Annotated in this window: 17 protein-coding genes; 10 read left to right on the top strand and 7 right to left on the bottom strand. The window is 72.0% G+C overall.

What is annotated here, in order from left to right; genetic code table 11:
- Positions 1–13: 13 nt before the first annotated feature.
- Positions 14–373 (bottom strand): NADH-quinone oxidoreductase subunit A, encoded by a 360-nt coding sequence (locus ABT129_RS19000; protein WP_019888619.1) that lies wholly within the window; start codon positions 371–373, stop codon positions 14–16.
- Positions 374–1043: 670 nt separating this feature from the next.
- Here ABT129_RS19000 and ABT129_RS18995 point away from each other — a divergent pair.
- Positions 1044–1931 carry a C40 family peptidase gene (locus ABT129_RS18995; protein ID WP_351902341.1) on the top strand — a complete coding sequence of 296 codons (888 nt, stop codon included), beginning with the start codon at positions 1044–1046 and terminating at the stop codon, positions 1929–1931.
- Positions 1932–2007: 76 nt separating this feature from the next.
- Here ABT129_RS18995 and ABT129_RS18990 read toward each other — a convergent pair whose 3' ends face one another.
- Positions 2008–2898: an NAD(P)-dependent oxidoreductase gene (locus tag ABT129_RS18990; protein ID WP_351902338.1), complete on the bottom strand. Its 891-nt coding sequence runs from the start codon at positions 2896–2898 to the stop codon at positions 2008–2010.
- Between the two features lie 94 nt (positions 2899–2992).
- On the opposite strand from ABT129_RS18990, the gene ABT129_RS18985 reads away from it, so the two are divergent.
- A complete protein-coding gene (locus ABT129_RS18985; RefSeq protein ID WP_351902335.1) occupies positions 2993–3997 on the top strand; it encodes a helix-turn-helix domain-containing protein in 1005 nt (334 codons plus the stop codon).
- Here ABT129_RS18985 and ABT129_RS18980 read toward each other — a convergent pair.
- A complete protein-coding gene (locus ABT129_RS18980) occupies positions 3963–5249 on the bottom strand; it encodes a geranylgeranyl reductase family protein (RefSeq protein WP_351902333.1) in 1287 nt (428 codons plus the stop codon). The two genes, ABT129_RS18985 and ABT129_RS18980, sit on opposite strands and share 35 nt — an antisense overlap.
- A gap of 175 nt (positions 5250–5424) precedes the next feature.
- Between ABT129_RS18980 and ABT129_RS18975 the strand changes: the two genes are divergently transcribed.
- Positions 5425–6183 carry a peptidase inhibitor family I36 protein gene (locus tag ABT129_RS18975; protein ID WP_351902330.1) on the top strand — a complete coding sequence of 253 codons (759 nt, stop codon included), beginning with the start codon at positions 5425–5427 and terminating at the stop codon, positions 6181–6183.
- Positions 6174–7559, top strand: coding sequence for a phosphodiester glycosidase family protein (locus ABT129_RS18970; protein ID WP_351902327.1), 1386 nt, complete (start codon positions 6174–6176; stop codon positions 7557–7559). Before ABT129_RS18975 ends, ABT129_RS18970 begins: the two co-directional genes overlap by 10 nt.
- Before the next feature lie 17 nt (positions 7560–7576).
- On the opposite strand, the gene ABT129_RS18965 is transcribed toward ABT129_RS18970, so the two are convergent.
- The 4 genes from ABT129_RS18965 to ABT129_RS18950 all read right to left on the bottom strand — a co-directional run bounded on the left by ABT129_RS18965 (position 7577) and on the right by ABT129_RS18950 (position 11347).
- Entirely contained in the window at positions 7577–8272 is a 696-nt protein-coding gene (locus ABT129_RS18965; protein ID WP_351902324.1) for a demethylmenaquinone methyltransferase, read from the bottom strand.
- A gap of 84 nt (positions 8273–8356) precedes the next feature.
- The gene (locus tag ABT129_RS18960; RefSeq protein WP_351902321.1) at positions 8357–8956 is read right to left on the bottom strand and encodes a hypothetical protein; all 600 of its coding nucleotides are present in this window, start codon (positions 8954–8956) and stop codon (positions 8357–8359) included.
- Positions 8957–8963: 7 nt separating this feature from the next.
- Positions 8964–10163 (bottom strand): cyclic dehypoxanthinyl futalosine synthase, encoded by a 1200-nt coding sequence (gene mqnC, locus ABT129_RS18955; RefSeq protein ID WP_351902319.1) that lies wholly within the window; start codon positions 10161–10163, stop codon positions 8964–8966.
- Positions 10164–10474: 311 nt separating this feature from the next.
- Complete coding sequence (locus ABT129_RS18950; protein WP_351902316.1) at positions 10475–11347, bottom strand: menaquinone biosynthetic enzyme MqnA/MqnD family protein; 873 nt, start codon at positions 11345–11347, stop codon at positions 10475–10477.
- Positions 11348–11608: 261 nt separating this feature from the next.
- Between ABT129_RS18950 and ABT129_RS18945 the strand changes: the two genes are divergently transcribed.
- The 6 genes from ABT129_RS18945 (at position 11609) to ABT129_RS18920 (ending at position 19930) form a co-directional block, all read left to right on the top strand.
- The gene (locus ABT129_RS18945; RefSeq protein ID WP_015035453.1) at positions 11609–11812 is read left to right on the top strand and encodes a cold-shock protein; all 204 of its coding nucleotides are present in this window, start codon (positions 11609–11611) and stop codon (positions 11810–11812) included.
- 105 nt (positions 11813–11917) lie between these two features.
- Positions 11918–12316 (top strand): DnaJ family domain-containing protein, encoded by a 399-nt coding sequence (locus ABT129_RS18940; RefSeq protein WP_351902313.1) that lies wholly within the window; start codon positions 11918–11920, stop codon positions 12314–12316.
- Between the two features lie 29 nt (positions 12317–12345).
- Positions 12346–12852 (top strand): mycothiol transferase, encoded by a 507-nt coding sequence (locus ABT129_RS18935; RefSeq protein ID WP_351902310.1) that lies wholly within the window; start codon positions 12346–12348, stop codon positions 12850–12852.
- Between the two features lie 130 nt (positions 12853–12982).
- On the top strand, positions 12983–15235 hold the full coding sequence (locus tag ABT129_RS18930; protein ID WP_351902307.1) for an FG-GAP repeat domain-containing protein: 2253 nt from the start codon (positions 12983–12985) through the stop codon (positions 15233–15235).
- Positions 15236–15342: 107 nt separating this feature from the next.
- On the top strand, positions 15343–17583 hold the full coding sequence (locus tag ABT129_RS18925) for an FG-GAP repeat domain-containing protein (protein WP_351902304.1): 2241 nt from the start codon (positions 15343–15345) through the stop codon (positions 17581–17583).
- A gap of 118 nt (positions 17584–17701) precedes the next feature.
- Positions 17702–19930, top strand: coding sequence for an FG-GAP repeat domain-containing protein (locus tag ABT129_RS18920; protein WP_351902302.1), 2229 nt, complete (start codon positions 17702–17704; stop codon positions 19928–19930).
- Positions 19931–19967 lie beyond the last annotated feature (37 nt).

The raw sequence follows: 19967 nt of genomic DNA, 5'->3' as shown, positions 1-19967 counted from the left end.
GCCCCTCAGCCCCTCAGTCCCATTCCAGGCCGCCGCGACGCCACACGTAGGCGTAGGCGACGAAGACGGTGAGCACGAAGAGCAGCATCTCCACGAGCCCGAAAAGCCCCAGGGCGTCGAAGGTGACCGCCCAGGGGTAGAGGAAGACGATCTCGATGTCGAAGACGATGAAGAGCATCGCCGTCAGGTAGTACTTGATCGGGAAGCGACCGCCTCCGGCGGGCGTGGGTGTCGGCTCGATGCCGCACTCGTACGCCTCAAGCTTTGCCCTGTTGTACCGCTTTGGCCCGATAAGCGTGGCCATGACCACGGAGAAGATCGCAAACCCCGCACCCAGGGCACCGAGCACGAGGACGGGCGCGTACGCATTCACGCTCCTCGCTCCTTCCAGTCGTCCTTGACCGTTGGACCGCACCACCGGACCGTGAAAGATCGCCCCCATGTGAGGCAGTTCACAAGCCCGGCTGCCCCGCATCTTATGCCCGCCCCTCTGTGATCTGCGACACGGGGTGCACCAAGTAGTTTGTGATCTCCACCACCTGACGAAGGATCATGAAGTCGGATGATGGGTGATCTTGTTGCGCGAAGCGCCCAGGTGATCACCAGATGTGACATCCGGACCGGTAATCGCTGATCGGAGGGGGTGTCGCACTATCAAGTGATGGTCACTACAGGCAAATTGGTGGTGGACGCATCCGGGTGATAAAGGAACCGGCCGTCGCCCGGTCGGGGGGTCCGGCGGACGAGGGTGGACGCGTGCGCGCTTTCACGAGCGCCCGTGAGACGGATGTGTGACCTGCGTCACGTTGTGAAGGTTCGGAAAAAACGGGGCTTGGCCACCGGCGTCAAGAGGTGGTAAGCGTGGGGCAATTCGGGCTTTTCAATGAAAACCCGTGATCACGGGCCAGATGACCCCTGCCCGATTTGCCCGTTACGGCGTCAATAAGGGCGCCACAGAAGCGGATTATGAGGTTCCGAACGTAACTGTGGCGCAACCCACGTTTCTTGAAGGGAACCCTGAAGCCCTGATAGCGGTTGTACCCATGTCCCACACCGCTCACATACCCAGCCACCGGAAGCCCCGCCGCAGCGCCTCGAAGCTCGCGCTGCGAGCCGGAGTTGCCGGTGGCGTCCTCGGCACCATCGCGGTGGCCGGTGCTGCCGGGCCGGCGAATGCCGAGCCGGTGACCGAGACCATCGAAATGCCCACCCTGGGCTCCCTGGAGAACGGCGCCGGTCTCGCCAGCGCCGTCGCCGCCTCCGCCGAGGCCTCCCAGCAGGAGGCGCTCGACCAGAGCCTCCAGACGCAGGAGAACGCGGCGCTGCAGAAGGCCGCCAAGGAAGCCAAGACCGCCAGGGCCGAGGCGGACCGCAAGGCCGCCGCCGAGCGCGCCGAGAAGGCCCGTCTCAAGGCCGAGCAGGAGCGCAAGGAGCAGGAGGCGCAGGAGCGCGCCTCCCGCGACAGTGCGCGCACCCAGCTCTCCACGACGTCCTCGGGCTCGTCGAACGACGGCGGCTCCTCCTCGGACGGCGGCTCCTCGACCGGCTCCGACGAGAGCACGACGCAGGCTCCCTCCGGCTCCGCCGCCGCGATCGTGGCCTTCGCCCGCGCCCAGGTCGGCGACTCGTACGTCACCGGTGGCACCGGCCCCAACTCGTGGGACTGCTCCGGGCTCGTCCAGGCCGCCTACCGCGAGGCCGGCATCGACCTGCCCCGCATCTCGTACCAGCAGTCGAGCATGGGCTCGTCGGTCTCCCTGAGCGACCTGCAGCCGGGCGACATCCTGTACTGGGGCAGCCGCAGCGGCTCGTACCACGTCGCCGTCTACGTGGGCGGCGGCAAGTACGTCGGTGCGCAGAACTCGTCGACCGGTGTGGTCGAGCGCTCCCTGGACTGGGACATGCCCTCGGGCGCGGTCCGCATCCTCTGATCCACCCCTCTTCATGACGAAGGGCCGTCACTCCTCGGGGGAGCGACGGCCCTTCGTCATGGCCGGACGGTGACCGCTACTTCCGGAATGTCTCGATGATCCGGGCGTAGCTGTCCCCGCCGTGCCCCGCCTCGACCGCGGCGCGCATCAGCTCCAGGTGCAGCCGGGGCAGCCGACCGTCGACGCCCCGCGCCTCCCCCGCGTGCAGCAGGTGCTCGATCGCCGCCACCTGGACGTCGATGGTGGCGTCCTCGCCCGGGTACTCCCCCGCGTCGATCTGCTCCGCGTACCCGGACATGAACCAGGAGACCGTGGACAGCCAGCGGTTCGCGACCGCCGTGAAGTCCTTGGCCGCCACGCCGTCGGCGCCGGCGAGGGCGGTGGCGTGCAGCCAGCCGCCGAAGACCGACCACATGAGCCCGAGCAGTCCGGCGTCGTAGAGCGAGGCGAGTCCCGCGTCCGCGCCGAGGTCGACCGGGTCGCCCAGGACGGCCAGGGTCGCGCGGTGGCGGGCGAGCAGCTCGGGGCCGCCCGCGTACAGGATCATGTTGGAGCTGTCGCCGACCCCCGGCGGGGTCGTCATGATGCCGCCGTCCAGGTAGCCGATGCCGTGGGCGGCGGCCCAGTCGGCGGTCTCGCGGGCCTGCTCGGGCGAGCCGGTGGTGAGGTTGACGAGCACCCGGCCGCGCAGCGACTCCGCCAGCGGGTCGAGGAGTTCGCGTACGGCCGCGTAGTCGAGGACGCAGACGACGACCAGCTCGCTCGCGGTGACCGCTCCGGCGACGTCGGCCGCGCGCACGGCTCCCCTGCCGACGAGGGGGTCGGCCTTGCCCGGGGTCCGGTTCCAGACGGTGGTGGGGTGTCCGGCGGTGAGGAAGGCGTCGGCGAGGGCGGCGCCCATCAGTCCGAGCCCGATGACGGTCACGGGGGCGGCGGTGGCGGGGGTGCTGACGTTCTGTTCGTTCATGGGATCCACGCTCGCAGCGACGGAATCCGGCCGAAAGTGGCAGGACTGACGACATGCGCAAAATTCCTGCCGGGGGTGTCGTAGGGTCGGCGCCATGAGTGCGGGAGTGGTCGCCATCGCCGTCGTACCGGACCGGCGGATCGGGACGTCGGTCTGGGAGCTGTACGAGATCGCCATCGCCTGCGCGGTCTTCGGCAATCCCCAGCCGGATCTCGCGGACCCCTGGTACGAGCTGCGGCTGTGCGGGGACACGGGTTCGGGACCGGGGACCGGGATCTTCTCGCTGCGTGTCGATCACGGTCTGGACGGTCTGGTCGGCGCGGACACGGTGATCGTGCCGTCGGTGCCCGACGCGGTCGTCGAGGACGGCGAGGAGGTCCCGGCCGACCTGGTGGACGCCCTGCGCGAGGCGGCCGCGTCCGGTGCGCGGATGGTGTCCCTGTGCACCGGGGCCTTCGCGCTCGCCGCCGCCGGACTGCTCGACGGCCGCCGGGCCACCGCCCACTGGCAGCACACCGCGCAGCTCGCCGCCCGCCACCCGGGCGTCCTCGTGGACGACTCCGTGCTCTACACGGACGAGGGGTCCGTGCTCACGAGCGCCGGGACCACCGCGGCGCTCGACCTGTGTCTGCACCTGGTCCGCCGCGACCTCGGCGCGACCGTCGCCGGACAGCTGGCCCGGCGGCTTGTCGTACCGGCCCATCGCAGCGGTGGCCAGGCCCAGTTCATCGAGGCTCCGCTGCCGCCGCGCGACGCGGACGGGCTCGGTCCCGTCCTGCAGTGGGCGACGGAGAACCTGGCCGAGCCGCTGACCGTCGACGACCTCGCCCGGCGGGCCCGGCTGAGCACGCGGACCTTCCACCGCAGGCTCCAGGAGGCCTGCGGGACCACGCCCCTGCAGTGGCTGCTCCAGCAGCGCCTGGCCCGTGCGCAGAGCCTGCTGGAGGCCACCGATCTGCCCGTGGAGCAGATCGGCGGCCTCAGCGGTCTGGGCACGGCGGCGAACATGCGCCGTCACTTCACGCGGACGGTCGGGGTCTCGCCGACCGACTACCGCAGGTCGTTCAGGCCTTCGGCGCGACCTTCGACAGCCCGTTGATGATGCGGTCCATGGCGTCGCCGCCCGTCGGGTCGGTGAGGTTCGCCAGCATCTTCAGGGTGAACTTCATGAGCAGCGGGTGGGTGAGGCCGCGCTGGGTCGCGATCTTCATGACCTTCGGGTTGCCGATGAGCTTCACGAAGGCGCGGCCGAGCGTGTAGTAGCCGCCGTAGGTGTCCTTGAGGACCTGCGGGTAGTTCCGCAGGGCCAGTTCGCGCTGGGCGGGGGTCGCGCGGGCGTGCGCCTGGACGATGACGTCGGCCGCGATCTGGCCGGACTCCATGGCGTACGCGATGCCCTCGCCGTTGAACGGGTTGACCAGGCCGCCCGCGTCACCGACGAGCAGCAGGCCCTTGGTGTAGTGCGGCTGGCGGTTGAAGGCCATCGGGAGGGCGGCGCCGCGGATCGGGGTCGTCATGTTGTCCGGGGTGAAGCCCCAGTCCTCGGGCATCGAGGCGCACCAGGCCTTGAGGACCTCGCGCCAGTCCAGTTCGCGGAAGGCCTTCGAGGAGTTGAGGATGCCGAGGCCGACGTTGGAGGTGCCGTCGCCCATGCCGAAGACCCAGCCGTAGCCGGGCAGGAGGCGGTCCTCCGCGCCTCGGCGGTCCCACAGCTCCAGCCAGGACTCCAGGTAGTCGTCGTCGTGCCGGGGCGAGGTGAAGTACGTGCGGACGGCGACGCCCATCGGCCGGTCCTCGCGCCGGTGCAGGCCCATGGCGAGGGAGATCCGGGTGGAGTTGCCGTCGGCGGCGACGACGAGCGGGGCATGGAAGGTGACCTCGCGCTTCTCCTCGCCGAGCTTGGCGTGGACGCCGGTGATCCGGCCGGTGCGGTCGTCGATGATCGGGGAGCCGACGTTGCAGCGCTCGTACAGGCGGGCGCCGGCCTTCTGGGCCTGGCGGGCCAGCTGCTCGTCGAAGTCGTCGCGCTTGCGGACGAGTCCGTAGTCCGGGTAGGAGGCGAGCTCCGGCCAGTCGAGTTCCAGGCGGACGCCGCCGCCGATGATCCGCAGGCCCTTGTTCCGCAGCCAGCCGGCCTCTTCGGAGATGTCGATGCCCATGGAGACGAGCTGCTTGGTGGCGCGGGGGGTGAGGCCGTCGCCGCAGACCTTCTCGCGGGGGAACGCGGTCTTCTCCAGGAGGAGGACGTCGAGTCCTGCCTTGGCGAGGTAGTAGGCGGTGGTGGATCCGGCCGGGCCGGCCCCGACGACGATGACGTCCGCGCTGTGCTCGGAGAGGGGCTGCTCGGTCACGGCGAGGTCTCCCGGTGGTTGGGCGATGAGGACGTGTCGAAGTCTAGGGGGGCCGGTGGCGGCGGAGTCGGAGGGCTACCCGTCGGCCCGCCCCGGAGCGGAGGCGCGGCGGCCGCTTCCACCCGGGGCGAACACGTGTTCCCCTTCACGCTCCGCGCTGACACCATGATCATCCGTGACCGACCTCCGTATCGACCTCCGCATCGACCTACGGCGGGGCGGGCTGATCACGGCCGCCCTCGCCCTCCTCTGCTCGGTGTTCCTCGTCCTGCCCGCGAACGCCGACCCGGCCCCCTTCGACGACTGCCCGCCCGCCACCCTCTGCCTCTACTCCGGCCCGGGCGGCACCGGTGAGCGCAGGGACTTCACCGACCGGCAGAGCCAGGAGAGCCACGGCGCCGACTGGGACGGCCGGACGCTCTCCGCGAAGAACAACACCGCCCTGTGGGCCTGCGCCTACGTCGACCCCGGCTACGGCGGCCTCTTCGAGACCGTCAAGCCCGGCAACTCCGACGAGTACACGACCGACGCCCGCTTCACCGGCACGCTCAGCGCCCACAAGCTGGTCCCGAACCGCGCCCTCTGCTTCACCGGCTACGAACGCTGCCCCGACAACCGGGTCTGCACCTTCGCGGAGCCGAACGGCCGGGGCGCGATGACCGTCCACCTCCCGGCGACCGACCCCGCCACCCAGAACTACGGCAACCGCCACGGCGCCGGCACCGCGCTCCCCGCGTCCGTCTGGAACCGGACGGCGAAGCACGCCTGCTTCTACCCCGAGGCCTCGTTCACCGGCACCTGGGACGATCCGGCGAGCCAGCGGAAGTTCGGCGCGTACGTCGTCCTGCGCGGCGACAGCACCAGCCTCCCGAAGCCGTTCGCCGGCACCTTCCGCTCGCACGAGCTCGTCAACGGAACGGACGCATGCCAGTGACCAGGAACCGCCGCCCCTGGGTGGCCGCCGTCGCCGCGCTCGGCGCCGCCCTCACCCTCACCTCCCCCGCCTCCGGCGCGGGCGAGCCCGCCCCGAGCCCGTTCGCCGCGGCCTGGACGGCCGGCGCCCCCGTCCAGGTCGCGCCCGGCGTCACCCACACGACCTGGACCGAGAGGACCCCCGCGCTGCGCACCAGTGCCCGGATCCTCCAGATCGTCGAGATCGACCCCACCGCCGGTTCGCTCACCCTGGAATCCACCGTGGGCACCGCCGACGCGACCGCCCAGACCCTCACCGAACAGCTGGCCTCCGTCACGCACGTGACCGCGCGTCACCCGTACGCGGGGGTCAACGGCGGCCTGTTCCAGCGGGAGCCCGCGGCGGCCGGCGCCGATCCGACGACCCCGCACACCGGCGTCTCCGCCACCGACGGCGTCCTGCACAGCGCGAGCTGCTGGAGCGGGGGCAGGGGAAGTTCGGGCGCGGTGATCCAGTACGGACTCCCGTACGTCACCAGGCTCCGCACCGATCTGAAGCTGACCGGCCCCACCGGCGAGACCGTGCGGATCGACGACGTCAACCGGATGCCCGGCCGCGCCCCGCACTGCGCGCGCGACGCCGAGGACACGCCGACCGGGATCCCGAACGTCTTCACCGACCCCGACGAGATCGTCCTCTTCACCGACGACTACGGCCGGGCCGTCCCCGGGCCCGGCACCGACCCGGCCGTCCCCGCGACCGCCGACCCGGGCTTCGAGGTCGTCGTGGACGCGCACGGCGTCGTCACCGAGGCCCGCGAGGGGCGCGGCGGCACCGCCGTCCCGGCGGGCGGCCACGTCCTCCAGGGCATCGGCACCGGCGCCGCGTGGCTCCGTGCGCGGCTCGTCCGCGACGACACGGTGACCATCGGCCAGAAGCTCCACGACGTGACCACGGACCGGGACGTCCCGCTGGACGCCTCCGTCGACGTCGTCAGCTCCTTCCACACCCTGCTGCTCTCCGGTGAGGTTCCCGCCGCGCTGCCCGACTCGTGCGGCGGTACGGAGAAGGGCACCGACGGCACCACCCTGATCTGCACCGACTCCCGCACCGCCCTCGGCACCAACGTCAGGGGCCGCCCGGTGCTCGTCACGCTCACCGGGCGGGACAACGAGGACGGCGACTACCTGCGGAGCTTCGCCGCCCTCCTGGACTCCCCCGAGCTCGGGATCGTCGACGCCCTCAACCTGGACGGCGGCGGCTCCACCACCCTGCAGACCCGCGCCGGGGTCCAGACCCCGCCGACGGACCTCGTGGGCGGCACCCGGGTGCACCGGAAGGTGGCGGACGCCGTGTACGCGGGCGTCGGCGGCTACGGCCTGTACGTCAGGCCGTAGCGCCGTGAGGCCCCGGGTCAGGCGGGCTTGAAGCCCCGGTGGAGCGCCACGATGCCACCGGTCAGGTTCCGCCAGGCCACCCGCGACCAGCCGGCCTTCTGCAGCATGCCCGCCAGGGTCGGCTGGTCCGGCCACGAACGGATGGACTCCGCCAGGTACACGTACGCGTCCGGGTTCGAGGAGACCGCGCGGGCCACCGGCGGCAGCGCGCGCATCAGGTACTCCTCGTACACCGTGCGGAACGGCGCCCAGGTGGCGTGCGAGAACTCGCTGATGACGACCCGGCCGCCGGGCTTCGTCACCCGGTACAGCTCGCGCAGCGCCTGCTCGGTGTCCTGGATGTTCCGCAGCCCGAAGGAGATCGTGACGGCGTCGAACACGTCGTCGCGGAAGGGCAGCTTCGTGCCGTCGCCCGCCGTGAACGGCATCCACGGGTGGTTCTTCTTGCCGACCCGCAGCATCCCCAGCGAGAAGTCGCACGGCACGACGAACGCGCCCGCGCGGGCGAAGGGCTGCGAGGAGGTCGCCGTCCCGGCGGCCAGGTCCAGGATCCTCTGCGCGGGACGGGCGTCGACCGCCTTGGCGACCTCCTTGCGCCAGCGCCGGTCCTGGCCCAGGGAGAGCACGTCGTTGGTGAGGTCGTAGTTCGCCGCCACGTCGTCGAACATCGAGGCGACTTCGTGCGGCTGCTTGTCCAGGGTGGCGCGGGTCACTGGCGTTCGGCCTCGCAGAATCGGGGTACGGGCGGGCGCGTCCATCATCTCAGGGCCGCTCCCGCCCCGACCGGCAGGGCGCGCTCAGCGGGCCCGGTGGACCAGACGCCCCTCGATGACGGTGGCCACGCAGGTCGACGGGCCCAGCCGGACCAGAGCGGCCCGGTCGGGGACGTCGAAGACGGCGAAGCGGGCGGGTCCGCCCGGCACCAGGCCGGGCAGGAGCACCAGCGGCGCCGGTGAGAACGACGGCCGGTCGGGGAGCTTCTCGGGGCGGCGGCCGACGGCGAGACCGGCCCGGCGCACGGCGTCCAGGGCGGCCCGGCTCCGCAGTTCACCGGCGACGGCGACCGTCCCGTGGGCGAGGAGCCGCTGCACGCAGCGGCGTGCGGAGGCACCGCGCCGCGAGGCGTCCATCCGGAAGATCCGCTGCGCCCGCTCGCCGGTGATCGGCTCGGTGCCGAAGCCCTCGGCCTCCCGGGGGTCCGGGTGGTACATGCCTTCGAGCAGCTCGGGGCCGTACGGGTTGAGGAGTCCGGGGGTGAGGATGCCGGGCCACCGGCGCACCCGCGCCTCGGGCCGTACGGCGACCAGGTCGTCGTACGGGCCGACGGCGGCGATGCCGGCGCCGTCGACCAGGACGGCGGTCTCGGGAGACGCCTCGGCGACGTGGATGGTCAGCACCGGCGGGTCAGTTCGCGTTCAGGAGCTTCAGCTCCGGGTGGGCCGTTCCGCCCTCGATCGCCGTGGACGAGATGTGCGAGGCCACACGGTCGTCGACCGGGTCGTTCGCCGGGTCGTCGTGGACCACGATGTGCTCGTACGTGGTGGTGCGCTGGGCCGGGACGCGGTCCGCGGTGCGGATCATGTCGATCATCTCGCGCAGGTTGGAGCGGTGCTTGGCGCCCGCCGAGGAGACGACGTTCTCCTCCAGCATGATCGAGCCGAGGTCGTCGGCGCCGTAGTGCAGGGTCAGCTGGCCGATCTCCTTGCCCGTGGTGAGCCACGAGCCCTGGATGTGGGCGACGTTGTCGAGGAAGAGACGGGCGATCGAGATCATCCGCAGGTACTCGAAGAGCGTGGCCTGCGTACGGCCCTTGAGGTGGTTGTTCTCGGGCTGGTACGTGTACGGGATGAAGGCCCGGAAGCCGCCCGTCCGGTCCTGCACGTCACGGATCATGCGCAGGTGCTCGATCCGCTCGGCGTTGGTCTCGCCGGTGCCCATCAGCATGGTGGAGGTGGACTCGACGCCCAGCCCGTGGGCGATCTCCATGATCTCCAGCCAGCGCTCGCCGCTCTCCTTGAGCGGGGCGATGGCCTTGCGCGGCCGCTCCGGCAGCAGCTCGGCGCCGGCGCCCGCGAAGGAGTCGAGGCCCGCCGCGTGGATGCGGGTGATCGCCTCCTCCACGGAGACCTTGGAGATGCGGGCCATGTGCTCGACCTCGGAGGCGCCGAGGGAGTGGATGACCAGCTGCGGGAAGTCCTTCTTGATGGCGGCGAAGTGCTCCTCGTAGTACTCGACGCCGTAGTCCGGGTGGTGGCCGCCCTGGAACATGATCTGGGTGCCGCCGAGCTCCACGGTCTCCGCGCAGCGGCGCAGGATGTCGTCGAGGTCGCGGCTCCACCCCTTCTTGGTGTCCTTGGGGGCGGCGTAGAAGGCACAGAACTTGCACGCCGTCACGCAGACGTTCGTGTAGTTGATGTTCCGCTCGATGATGTACGTCGCGATGTGCTCGGTCCCCGCGTAGCGGCGGCGGCGCACGGCGTCGGCGGCGGAGCCGAGGGCGTGCAGCGGCGCCGAGCGGTAGAGGTCGAGCGCCTCCTCGGGGGTGATCCGGCCACCCGCGGCAGCGCGGTCGAGAACAGACTGGAGTTCGGCCTTCTCGGTCACCGGTGTCCCTTTCGGAGGGGTTCTGACAGTCCGAACCAGCGTACGCCAGCGCTCCCCGCCGCTTCCGCCGGGTGCCGCGCGGGGGGCGCGCCGGTAATGCGGGGCGGGCCGGGCGGGGATAGGCGGGGCGGGCCGGGCGGGGATAGACGGGCGGGTTCGGGATTGGCGGGGCGGGCCCGACGGGATAGGCCGGGCGGGCCGGGTGGGGATATGTGAATGAATTGCCGGTCGGGGGGCGCGGCGGCGAATTCCGGGAAGCCGAAAGGGGAACGCGCCGCATTCCGTCCGGACGGTGACCGACCGGCCGGGCGCTATCGCCGTTCCGGCGGCAGCAGTTCGACCGTGACGTCGCCCGGGAAGCCGGTCGTGGGGCCGGTGCGGCGGGCGAACTCGCGGACCCCGGCGAGCTGCTCGGGGCCGAAGCGGAAGTCGAGGGTACGGAAGTACCGCTCCAGGAGTTCGGCGTCGAAGGTCTCCCAGCGGGCGGCCTGCTCGGCGACCTTGGCGACCTCCTCCAGGGAGAGGTCCCGGGACGCCAGGAACGCCCGGTGCACCTCGTGGACGGTCTCCGGCTCGCGCGCCAGGTAGTCCTTGCGCGCCGCCCACACGGCGAAGACGAACGGGAGGCCCGTCCACTCCTTCCACATGAGTCCGAGGTCGTGGACCTGGAGCCCGAGGCGGGGCGCGTCGTGCAGCGAGGCCCGGAGCGCGGCGTCGCCGATGAGGACGGCCGCCTCGGCCTCCTGCATCATCAGGCCGAGGTCAGGGGGGCAGGTGTAGTAGTCCGGCGCCACCCCGTACCGCTCGGAGAGCAGCAGCTGGGCGAGGCGTACGGAGGTGCGGGAGGTGGAGCCGAGGGCGACGCGCGCTCCGTCCAGCTCCTCCAGGGGCCGCTGGGAGACGATCACGCAGGACATCACGGGGCCGTCGCAGCCGACGGCGATGTCCGGGAGCGCGACGAGGTCCCGCGCGTTGCGGAGGTACTCGACGAGCGTGATGGGGCCGATGTCCAGATCACCCCGCACGAGCCGCTCGCTGAGCTTCTCCGGGGTGTCCTTGGTCAGTTCCAGGTCGAGGAGCGTCCCGGTCCTGGCCAGGCCCCAGTACAGGGGGAGGCAGTTCAGGAACTGGATGTGCCCGACGCGGGGCCGGCTGCGCTGCTGCTCGTCGGTTGCGTTGTCCACATCGTGAGGCTAGACCCGTCTCGTACCGTGGGCATCGCCGGGGGACGCGCGTCAGCACACGGAGCGAGATCAAACGTGCGAGTGACGTGATCTTTCCCTCTACCGCCCCCCGCGCCCTGCGTGCTACGCTCAACGCAAGTTGCAGTTTGGTTTCCCTTGCAGTACAGAGCCTGCGGAGCATGTGACCCGCAGGCTTTTGTAGTTTTCAGACTTGTTTGCAGGTTCTGGAGCAGGGCGACCCTTTGGCCCATAGGAGGGCTCATGGCTACCGGAACCGTGAAGTGGTTCAACGCTGAAAAGGGCTTCGGCTTCATCGCCCAGGACGGCGGCGGCCCGGATGTCTTCGTCCACTACTCCGCGATCAACGCGAACGGCTTCCGTTCGCTCGAGGAGAACCAGCTCGTGACCTTCGACGTCACGCAGGGCCCGAAGGGCCCGCAGGCGGAGAACGTCTCCCCGGCCTAAGGTGCCTGGGTCGGCGAACACGCACGACTAGAGCAGTACCCAAGGAGCCCCGCTCCGTGTCCCCGGACACGAGTGGGGCTCCTGCCTTTTCCGTACTCTGGACACATGACCGAACGCAAGCCGCCCGGAGTCAGCTTCGAGTCGTTCGTGGACAAGCAGATCCGCGAGGCGTCGGAGCGGGGTGAGTTCAGCCGTCTCGCGGGCTTCGGCAAGCCGCTCCCCGACGACTCGGCGCCGTACGACGAGCTGTGGTGGATCAAGGGCAAGATGCACAGCGAGGGCGCGTCCGTGCTGCCGCCCTCGCTGGCCCTGCGCAAGGAGGCCGAGGACGCGGAGGCGGCGGTCGCCGCCGCCGTCTCGGAGAGCCAGGTCCGCCGCATCCTCGGCGAGATCAACACCAAGATCGCCGCGGCGCTGCTCCGCCCGCCGTCCGGGCCTCCGCTGAACCGGAAGCCCTTCGACGTCGAGGCCGTGGTGGAGCGGTGGCGGGCGGAGCGTTCCTGATCCCTGGCACGTCGCCGGAAGGAGCCCCCATGAACAGCGCCGGTCTGCTGGCCGACACCTTCGGCCGGGTCCGGGAGGCCGTCCACGAGGCCGTGGAGGGGCTGTCGGAGGACGAGCTCTCCGTACGCCTCGATCCGGACGCCAACTCGATCGCCTGGCTCGTCTGGCACCTCACCCGGATCCAGGACGACCACCTCGCGGGCGCCTTCGGCACGGAGCAGCTGTGGGAGGCGGACGGCTGGCGGGACCGGTTCGGGCTGCCGTTCCCGGCGGCGGCGACCGGCTACGGCCAGACCCGCGCCCAGGTCGCCGAGGTCCGCGCCCCCGCCGAGCTGCTGCTCGGCTACCACGACGCCGTGCACGACCGTACCCGGGAGCTGATCGGCGGGGTCACGAACGCGGACCTGGACCGGGTCGTCGACACCGCCTGGGACCCGCCGGTCACCCTCGGCGTCCGCCTGGTGTCGGTGCTCGCGGACGACCTCCAGCACGCGGGGCAGGCGGCGTACGTGCGGGGTGCGGTGGAGCGGCGGTGACGTCGGGCGGCGGGGGAACGGCGGTGACGTCGGGCGGCGGGGGCTGATAGCCTCCGGCCGATCTTGACGAGAGGCGACGCTCCGGGTGGGGGGCACCACCGGCCGCCTCGGCTCCAGGGGGAGGCCTTCGATGGACCACCGCACGCGCATGCCCGTTTCCCGCCGGTACCGCCGTCTCGGTGTGGCGGTCCTGGTCGCCCTCGCCGTCACGGCCGGCGCTCCGGGCCCGGCCGCCGTCGCCGCGCCGCCCGAGGCCGTCACCGCCGGCACCGCCGTCACCGCCGTCACCGCCGCCGCGTATCCCCGCCAGGGGGAGCTGTGGAGCCTGGGTCGCACCGGCTTCCTCACCTGGCCGGGGGAGGAGGTCGGACCGGCCCGCTGGACCCGTCTCTCGGACGGCGCGGTGACCGTCTTTCCCGCCGGGCACACGGTCTTCGGCTCCCGCGACTCCGACGTCGTGACCGACACGGTGGGCTCCACCGTCACGCTCAGGGACATGGCGGCGGGCACGGAACTGTTCCGGCTCGACCTCTCCCGGTCCGGCGCGGACGGCCGGGTCGTGGGCGCCGTGCGCTCGACCCTCGTCGTCGCCGCCTCCAACGGCCTCGGCGGCGAGAGCGTCCGGCTCTACACCCCCGCCCCCGGTGGCCCGCCGTCGTCCCGGTCCGTGACCGGGCTCCCCACGGACGCGACCGGACCGTGGGTCGCGGGCGTCGCCGGTGACACCGCCCTGATCACCTACGGGACCGGCTCGGGGCCACGGAACCGCTGGGCGCTCCTCGACCTCGGGACCGGCGCCGTGACCTCCCTCCACGCGGCCCCGAACCTCCGGGACTCCGCCGTGTCCGCCACGCACGTCGCCTGGACCGAGCAGCCCACCGGCGGGAGCGCCACCGTGGTGGCCCTGAACCGCGCCACCGGCAAGGTCCAGCGCATCCCGCTCGCCGCGCAGGACCGCGTGGCGCTCGGTCTCGTCGGGAAGTGGGTCACCTACGGCCAGACCGACGGGCTGCGCGCCTACGAGCCCAGCCCGCTCCTGGCGCTGACCGCCCGTGACCTGGACACCGGCGCGACCCGCAAGCTCCTCGACCACGTCGTCTCGGACATCGACGGGCCCGGTGGCACGAACGGCGTGCACGGCGGCACGGCGGCCCAGGGCCAGGGCCTGTACCGGATCGCCCCGGGGACCGGCGGGGTACCGGTCGCCACCCTCCTCGCGGCCTCCGGCGAACCCACCAAGGTCGACCTGCTCGGCCACGGCGTCCCCGCGACGATCGACCTGAGCCGCAACCGGAGCGTCGACCTGACGTGGCGGCTCTCGCGCATCAACGTCGCGATGCGCCTCACCCTGCGCAACACCCGCACCGGCGACACCAAGGTCGAGGAGATCTACCCGCTCGCGGAGCAGGCCACGGACTTCACGTACTCCCGCTTCCGCTGGCAGGGCGATGTGGTCTGGCCCGGCGAGCCGGAGCGGTCGACGGGTGCGCCGGCGGGCCCGTACACCTGGCGGATCGACGCGAGGCCGCTCAACGGCATCGGCCCGACGCTGACGAGGACGGGCTCGTTCACGGTGGTCCGGAGCGCGCCCCAGCCGCACGACTTCGACGGCGACGGGTCGCCCGACCTGCTCATGCGGGACACCTCGGGCCGGCTGCTCCTCGCGGACACCTTCCGCGCCACGGACTGGGGCAGCGGCTACGAGTCCTTCCAGGAGCACCACTTCAAGGTCGTCGGACAGGGCTTCGGGATCTACGACAAGATCGAGGCCACCGGCGACCTCGGCGGCTCGGGCGTCGGCGACTTCGTCGCCCGCGACAGGGCCGGGGTGCTGTGGCTGTACAAGGGCCGCGGCGACCACACGTTCAGCGCGCGCATCCGGATCGGGGGCGGCTGGGGCACGTACACCCGGCTCACCGGTGGGAGCGACCTGACCGGCGACGGACGCGCCGACCTCGTCGCCGCCGACGGCGCCGGTGTGCTCTGGCTGTACCCGGGCACCGGCAGGGACACCGCGCCCTTCGCCGCGCGGAAGAGGATCGGCGGCGGCTGGGGCGTCTACGACCAGCTGACCGCCGTCGGGAACCTCGCCGGAGGCCCCGCCGGGGACCTCGTCGCCCGGGACCGTGCTGGTGTCCTCTGGCTCCATCTCGGCAGGGGCGACGGCACGTTCTCGCCCCGGACCCGGATCGGCGGCGACTGGGCTCCCTTCGGGCGGCTCGTCGGGCTCGGGGACGCCGACCGGGACGGCCGCCCCGACCTCTACGCCGAGGGCTCGCTCTTCCGGGGGACGGGCAAGTGGGCGGCGCCGCTGCGGTCTCGGGAGGAGACGTCCTCGTACTGGTTCTGGCCGAGCGCCGTCACGTACAACCACTTCGCCTGATCCGTACGGAAGTTGGCCGTTCCGTACAACCACCCCGGCCCGTCAGGAGTCTGATCGAACGGCGTGCGCATGCTCGCACGCCGTTTCGCATCTCGTGGGGGGATCTCTTGAGTTCAGCACGCATCCAACGGCACCGTCTGACCGCCGCCGTCACCGTCGTCCTCGCCCTCACCGCGAGCGCCGCGGTGGCGGTCACCCCCGCCACCGCCGCCGCCGGGGTCCAGGCCCCCGCGCAGGCGGCCGACGCCCCGATCACCGTCGAGAACGGCATCCAGGTCGTCAGCGCCGGCACGACCGGCTTCCTGGGCCGCAAGGTCGTCAACGGCGACGACCGGTACCTCTGGACGACCTACGCGGGCGGCACCACGAGGGCCCTCGACCCCGCGTACGTCTGGTACGGCGGCGGCTCGGACATCGTCTTCGCCCGCAAGCCGACCGAGTCCAGCTACTTCCTGCACGACATGGCCGCCCCGCCGAACCCCTTCTGGGTGGGCCTCGACTCCGCCGGCACCCTCGCCGGCGTCGTCGACCGGACGCTGATCTTCACGCGCCGCGACAGCTCCGGCACGTTCGAGACCACCCTGAAGAGCGCCCAGCCGGGGAGCTCCCAGGTCACCACCCGCGCCGTACCGCTCCCCACCGACGCGCGGGTCCTCCGCGCCCAGGCCGGCACCCTCGACACGGTGCTGATCCAGTACTGGAGAGGCACCGCCGACGCGAGCACGTTCCACCTCGCCGCCGTCGACCTGGCCACCGGCAAGATCGTCGAGACCGTCCAGACCGGCACCCTCGCGCCCCGGTCGGGCGTCTTCCTCTCGGACTCCCACCTCGCGTGGGTCGAGAACCCGACCGGGCTCTCCGCCCAGCTCGTCACCGCCGCCCGTGGCGGCGGCGAGCGGACGTCCCTGTCGCTGGGCGCGACGCCCGCGGGGACCTCGCTCGACGCGGCCTTCCTGGGCGGCTGGGCGCTCACCGCGCAGAAGGGCGGCGGCGCCGCCGAGTTCGCGTCCTCGCAGTTCCCGCTGGTCGCCCGGCACCTGGGCGGCTCCGGCACCGTCAGGCTCCTGGACCACGTCGACTCGATGGCCCCGGCGCCCGACGGCTCGGTCCTGGTGCGCGGCGGCTCGACGTCCAAGGGCGGCGAGGGGCTCTACCGGATCGCCCCCGACGGAACCGGCGCCCCGGCCGCCACCCTCGTCGCCACGACCGGCCGGACGACGCAGCTCGGCCTGGTGTCCTCGTCCGTCCCGTCCGTGGTCGACCTCGACGGGAACGGCGGCAGGGCCACCCTGGCCTGGTCCCTGACCCGGCCCAACGCCCAGGGCACCGTGACCCTGCGCCATGTCGCCACCGGCGCGAAGGTGGAACGTTCCTTCTCCGGTTGGGACCTCCGCGAGGCGAGCACGCTCACCTTCGGCTGGGACGGAATGGCCACCAGGAACCCCGGTGAGATGGGCGCCTTCGCGCCCGGTGGCGCCTACACCTGGGAGCTGAGGGCCAAGCCGCTCAACGGCATCGGTCCCGACCTCCTGAGGACCGGCACCTTCAAGGTCACCCGCAAGGCCGGACCGCACGACTACACCGACAACGGCAGCCCGGACCTCCTGGCCCGCGACGCCTCGGGGCGCCTGTTCCGCGACGACACCGTGAAGGTGAACAGCTCCTCCGAGGTCTACTCCCCCGGGCGGGCGCAGATCGGCACCGGCTGGCAGATCTACGACCGGCTCGAGGCCGTCGGCGACCTCGCGGGCGGCACGGCCGGCGACCTCGTGGCCCGTGACGCCGCGGGCGTCCTCTGGCAGTACCTGGGCAAGGGCGACGGCACCTTCGCACCCCGCACGAAGATCGGCGCCGGCTGGAAGGCGTACGACAGGATCACCGGCGGCAGCGACCTCGACGGCGACGGACGGGCCGACCTCCTCGCCGCCGACACCTCGGGCGTCCTCTGGTACTACCGGGCCACCGGCAACTGGAAGGCCCCCTTCGCGGGCCGCGTCCGCGTCGGCGGCGGCTGGGGCGCGTACAACCAGATCACCGCCGTCGGGAACATCGCCGGTACGCACCACGGCGACGTGGTCGCGCGGGACACCTCCGGCGTCCTCTGGCTCCACCAGGGCTCCGGCAACGGCGGGTTCTCCGCCCGGGTGAAGGTCGGCGGCGGCTGGGGCTCCTTCACCCACCTCGTCGGCGTCGGGGACGCGGACCGCGACGGCCTGAACGACCTCTACGCGGTCGGCGCCTCCGGTTCCCGTCTCTACGCGGGCACGGGCAGCGCGACGGGCCCGTTCAAGCCCGCCGCGTTCACGTCGGTGAACTCCGACGCCGCCCGCTTCGACACCGTCTTCTGACCCCGTCCGGCGACGTTCCGGTCCCCACGTCGTCGGACGCCGTCCGACGACGTCCGGGGTCCCCCGTCGTCCGGCCCCGTCCGACGACGTCTCCCCCTCCCCTTCAGGAAGAGAACGCGTGAACCACAGCATCACCCGTGTGTCCGGACGCCGCGTCGCCGCGGCCGTCCTCACCCTCGCCACCGTCACGGCCGTCACCGGCACCCTCGTCACCGCCCCGGCGGCCCTCGCGGCGCCCGCCGTCGCGCCCGCGGCCGTCAACGGGATCGCCGCCACGGTGACGATCCCCGCCGACGCCAGGATCGTCAGCTCCGGCACCACCGGCTTCATGTTCTCCCGGCCCGACGGGCCCGACGGCAAGACCCTCTTCTGGACGAAGTACGCCGACGGTTCCGTCACCCCGCTGGAGGGCTCGACCGGTCACAACACCGGCTCGGACACCGCCATCACCAGCGACGGAGGCACGTACTACGTCCGCGACATGAACAGCGCCGGCAGCGCCTCCCCGATCATCGACCTGGCGCAGGCGCTCGGCAGGGACGCCGTCCTCGTCGGCACCGCGGGCAGCACCCTGTTCGCGACCGAGCCGGACCACTACGGCAAGCTCGACCTGTACGCCGTCCTGCGGGTGAACGGGGTCCTCCAGAAGAACAAGATCTCGTACGAGACCCAGGCCACCGCCTACAAGGTCGTCGGCAACGCCGACGGCGAGGTGTTCATCCTGGGCAGGAAGGAGAACGGGGGCACGACCTACTTCTCCACGACGTACAAGCTCAACGGCGGCAACCGGTTCGGCCTCTACGACTACACCAAGCCCGTGGGCCCGTGGGCGCCGAACGCGACCGGCGGTCTCTCCTCGGCGTACCTGGCGTGGACCGAGCGGGCGAGCACCACGACCGAGGCCGTCGTGTACACGCGCGCCACCTCCACGCCGACCCGCTACCCCCTGAGCCTCGACGAGAACCACGTCGTCGCGGGAGTCGTCGGCGACCGGCTGCTCTCCGGGCTGCCCGGCGGCGCCTCGGCGTCCTCGCCGAACCCGTCGTACGCGCTGACCGCCCGCTCCCTCACCGGCACCGAGAAGGTCAGGCTCCTCGACCACTTCACCTCCGCCGTGACCGCGCCCGACGGCAGCGTGCTCGTCCGCGGCGGCTCCGCCACCGAGGGCGAAGGCCTGTACCGGATCACCGACTTCGGCGGCACGCCGAGCGTGACGCTGGTCGCGAGCTCCGGTCAGGCGACCGGCCCCCGGATCACCGGCTCGACCGTCCCCGCCGTCGTCGACCTCGACAGGAACGGCGGCAGGGCCACGCTGGCGTGGACCCTGTCCCAGAGCAACGTCAAGCTCACCGTGACCCTCACGCACCAGAGGACCGGCAAGACCTTCTCGGAGACGGTGCCCGCCGGCTCCACCGACGCCCGGATCGTCTGGGGCGGTCACCTGCAGAACGGCTCCGCCAGCGCCCCCAACGGCGACTGGTCGTGGTCGGTGGTCGGCACCCCGACCAACGGCATCGGCAACCCCGCGTACGCCTCCGGCACCTTCAAGGTGGTCCGCCAGGCCAACGCCCACGACCTCAACGACAACGGCTCGGCGGACATCGTCGCCCGGGACGCCTCGGGCGCGCTGTGGCGGGACGACACCTTCGACCGGCCCCAGTCGGGCCAGATCACCACCTCCGGCCGCACCAGGATCGGCACCGGCTGGAACATCTACAACCAGATCGAGGCCGCCGGGAACCTGGCCGGGGGCACGGCCGGTGACTTCGTCGCCCGGGACGCCTCCGGCGTCCTGTGGAGCTACCTCGGCACGGGCGACGGCACCCTCGCCGCCCGGACCTCCATCGGCGGCGGCTGGAACGCGTACGACAAGATCGCCGCGGGCTCCGACCTGACCGGCGACGGCCGCCCCGACCTCGTCGCCACCGACAAGGCCGGCGTCCTCTACCTGTACAAGGCCACCGGCAACTGGAAGGCCCCGTACGCGGCCCGCACCAAGCTCGCCACAGGCTGGAACGTCTACAACCAGCTCACGGCCGTCGGCAACACCGCGGGCGGAGCGGCGGGCGACCTCCTCGCCCGCGACACCTCCGGCGTCCTCTGGCTGCACCTCGGCAAGGGCGACGGCACCTTCTCGCCCCGCGTCAGGGTCGGCGGCGGCTGGGGCGCCTTCTCCCAGCTCGTCGGCGCGGGCGACCTCGACAACGACGGCCGGGCCGACCTGATCGGATACGGCCCGAACGGCACGTCGGCGTACCTCGGTACGGGGAGCACGACGGCACCTTTCACGCGCATCGTGACGAACCTGTACGCGGGCGAGGGCACCAAGTTCACCTCGGTCTCCTGACGTACAACCATTCGATGACCTCGTGAGTCATGCGGGC

It is taken from the genome of Streptomyces sp. NPDC002057 (genome assembly GCF_040296665.1).
Lineage (GTDB): Bacteria > Actinomycetota > Actinomycetes > Streptomycetales > Streptomycetaceae > Streptomyces.
Note: the sequence above shows the minus strand (reverse complement) of the source record. Positions and strands in the feature narration are given on the sequence as shown.

Coding starts and splice junctions, on each gene's coding strand:
- ABT129_RS18995 (WP_351902341.1), top strand. CDS start 1,044: ATGTCCCACACCGCTCACATACCCAGCCACCGGAAGCCCCGCCGCAGC.
- ABT129_RS18990 (WP_351902338.1), bottom strand. CDS start 2,898: ATGAACGAACAGAACGTCAGCACCCCCGCCACCGCCGCCCCCGTGACC.
- ABT129_RS18985 (WP_351902335.1), top strand. CDS start 2,993: ATGAGTGCGGGAGTGGTCGCCATCGCCGTCGTACCGGACCGGCGGATC.
- ABT129_RS18970 (WP_351902327.1), top strand. CDS start 6,174: ATGCCAGTGACCAGGAACCGCCGCCCCTGGGTGGCCGCCGTCGCCGCG.
- ABT129_RS18945 (WP_015035453.1), top strand. CDS start 11,609: ATGGCTACCGGAACCGTGAAGTGGTTCAACGCTGAAAAGGGCTTCGGC.
- ABT129_RS18940 (WP_351902313.1), top strand. CDS start 11,918: ATGACCGAACGCAAGCCGCCCGGAGTCAGCTTCGAGTCGTTCGTGGAC.
- ABT129_RS18935 (WP_351902310.1), top strand. CDS start 12,346: ATGAACAGCGCCGGTCTGCTGGCCGACACCTTCGGCCGGGTCCGGGAG.
- ABT129_RS18930 (WP_351902307.1), top strand. CDS start 12,983: ATGGACCACCGCACGCGCATGCCCGTTTCCCGCCGGTACCGCCGTCTC.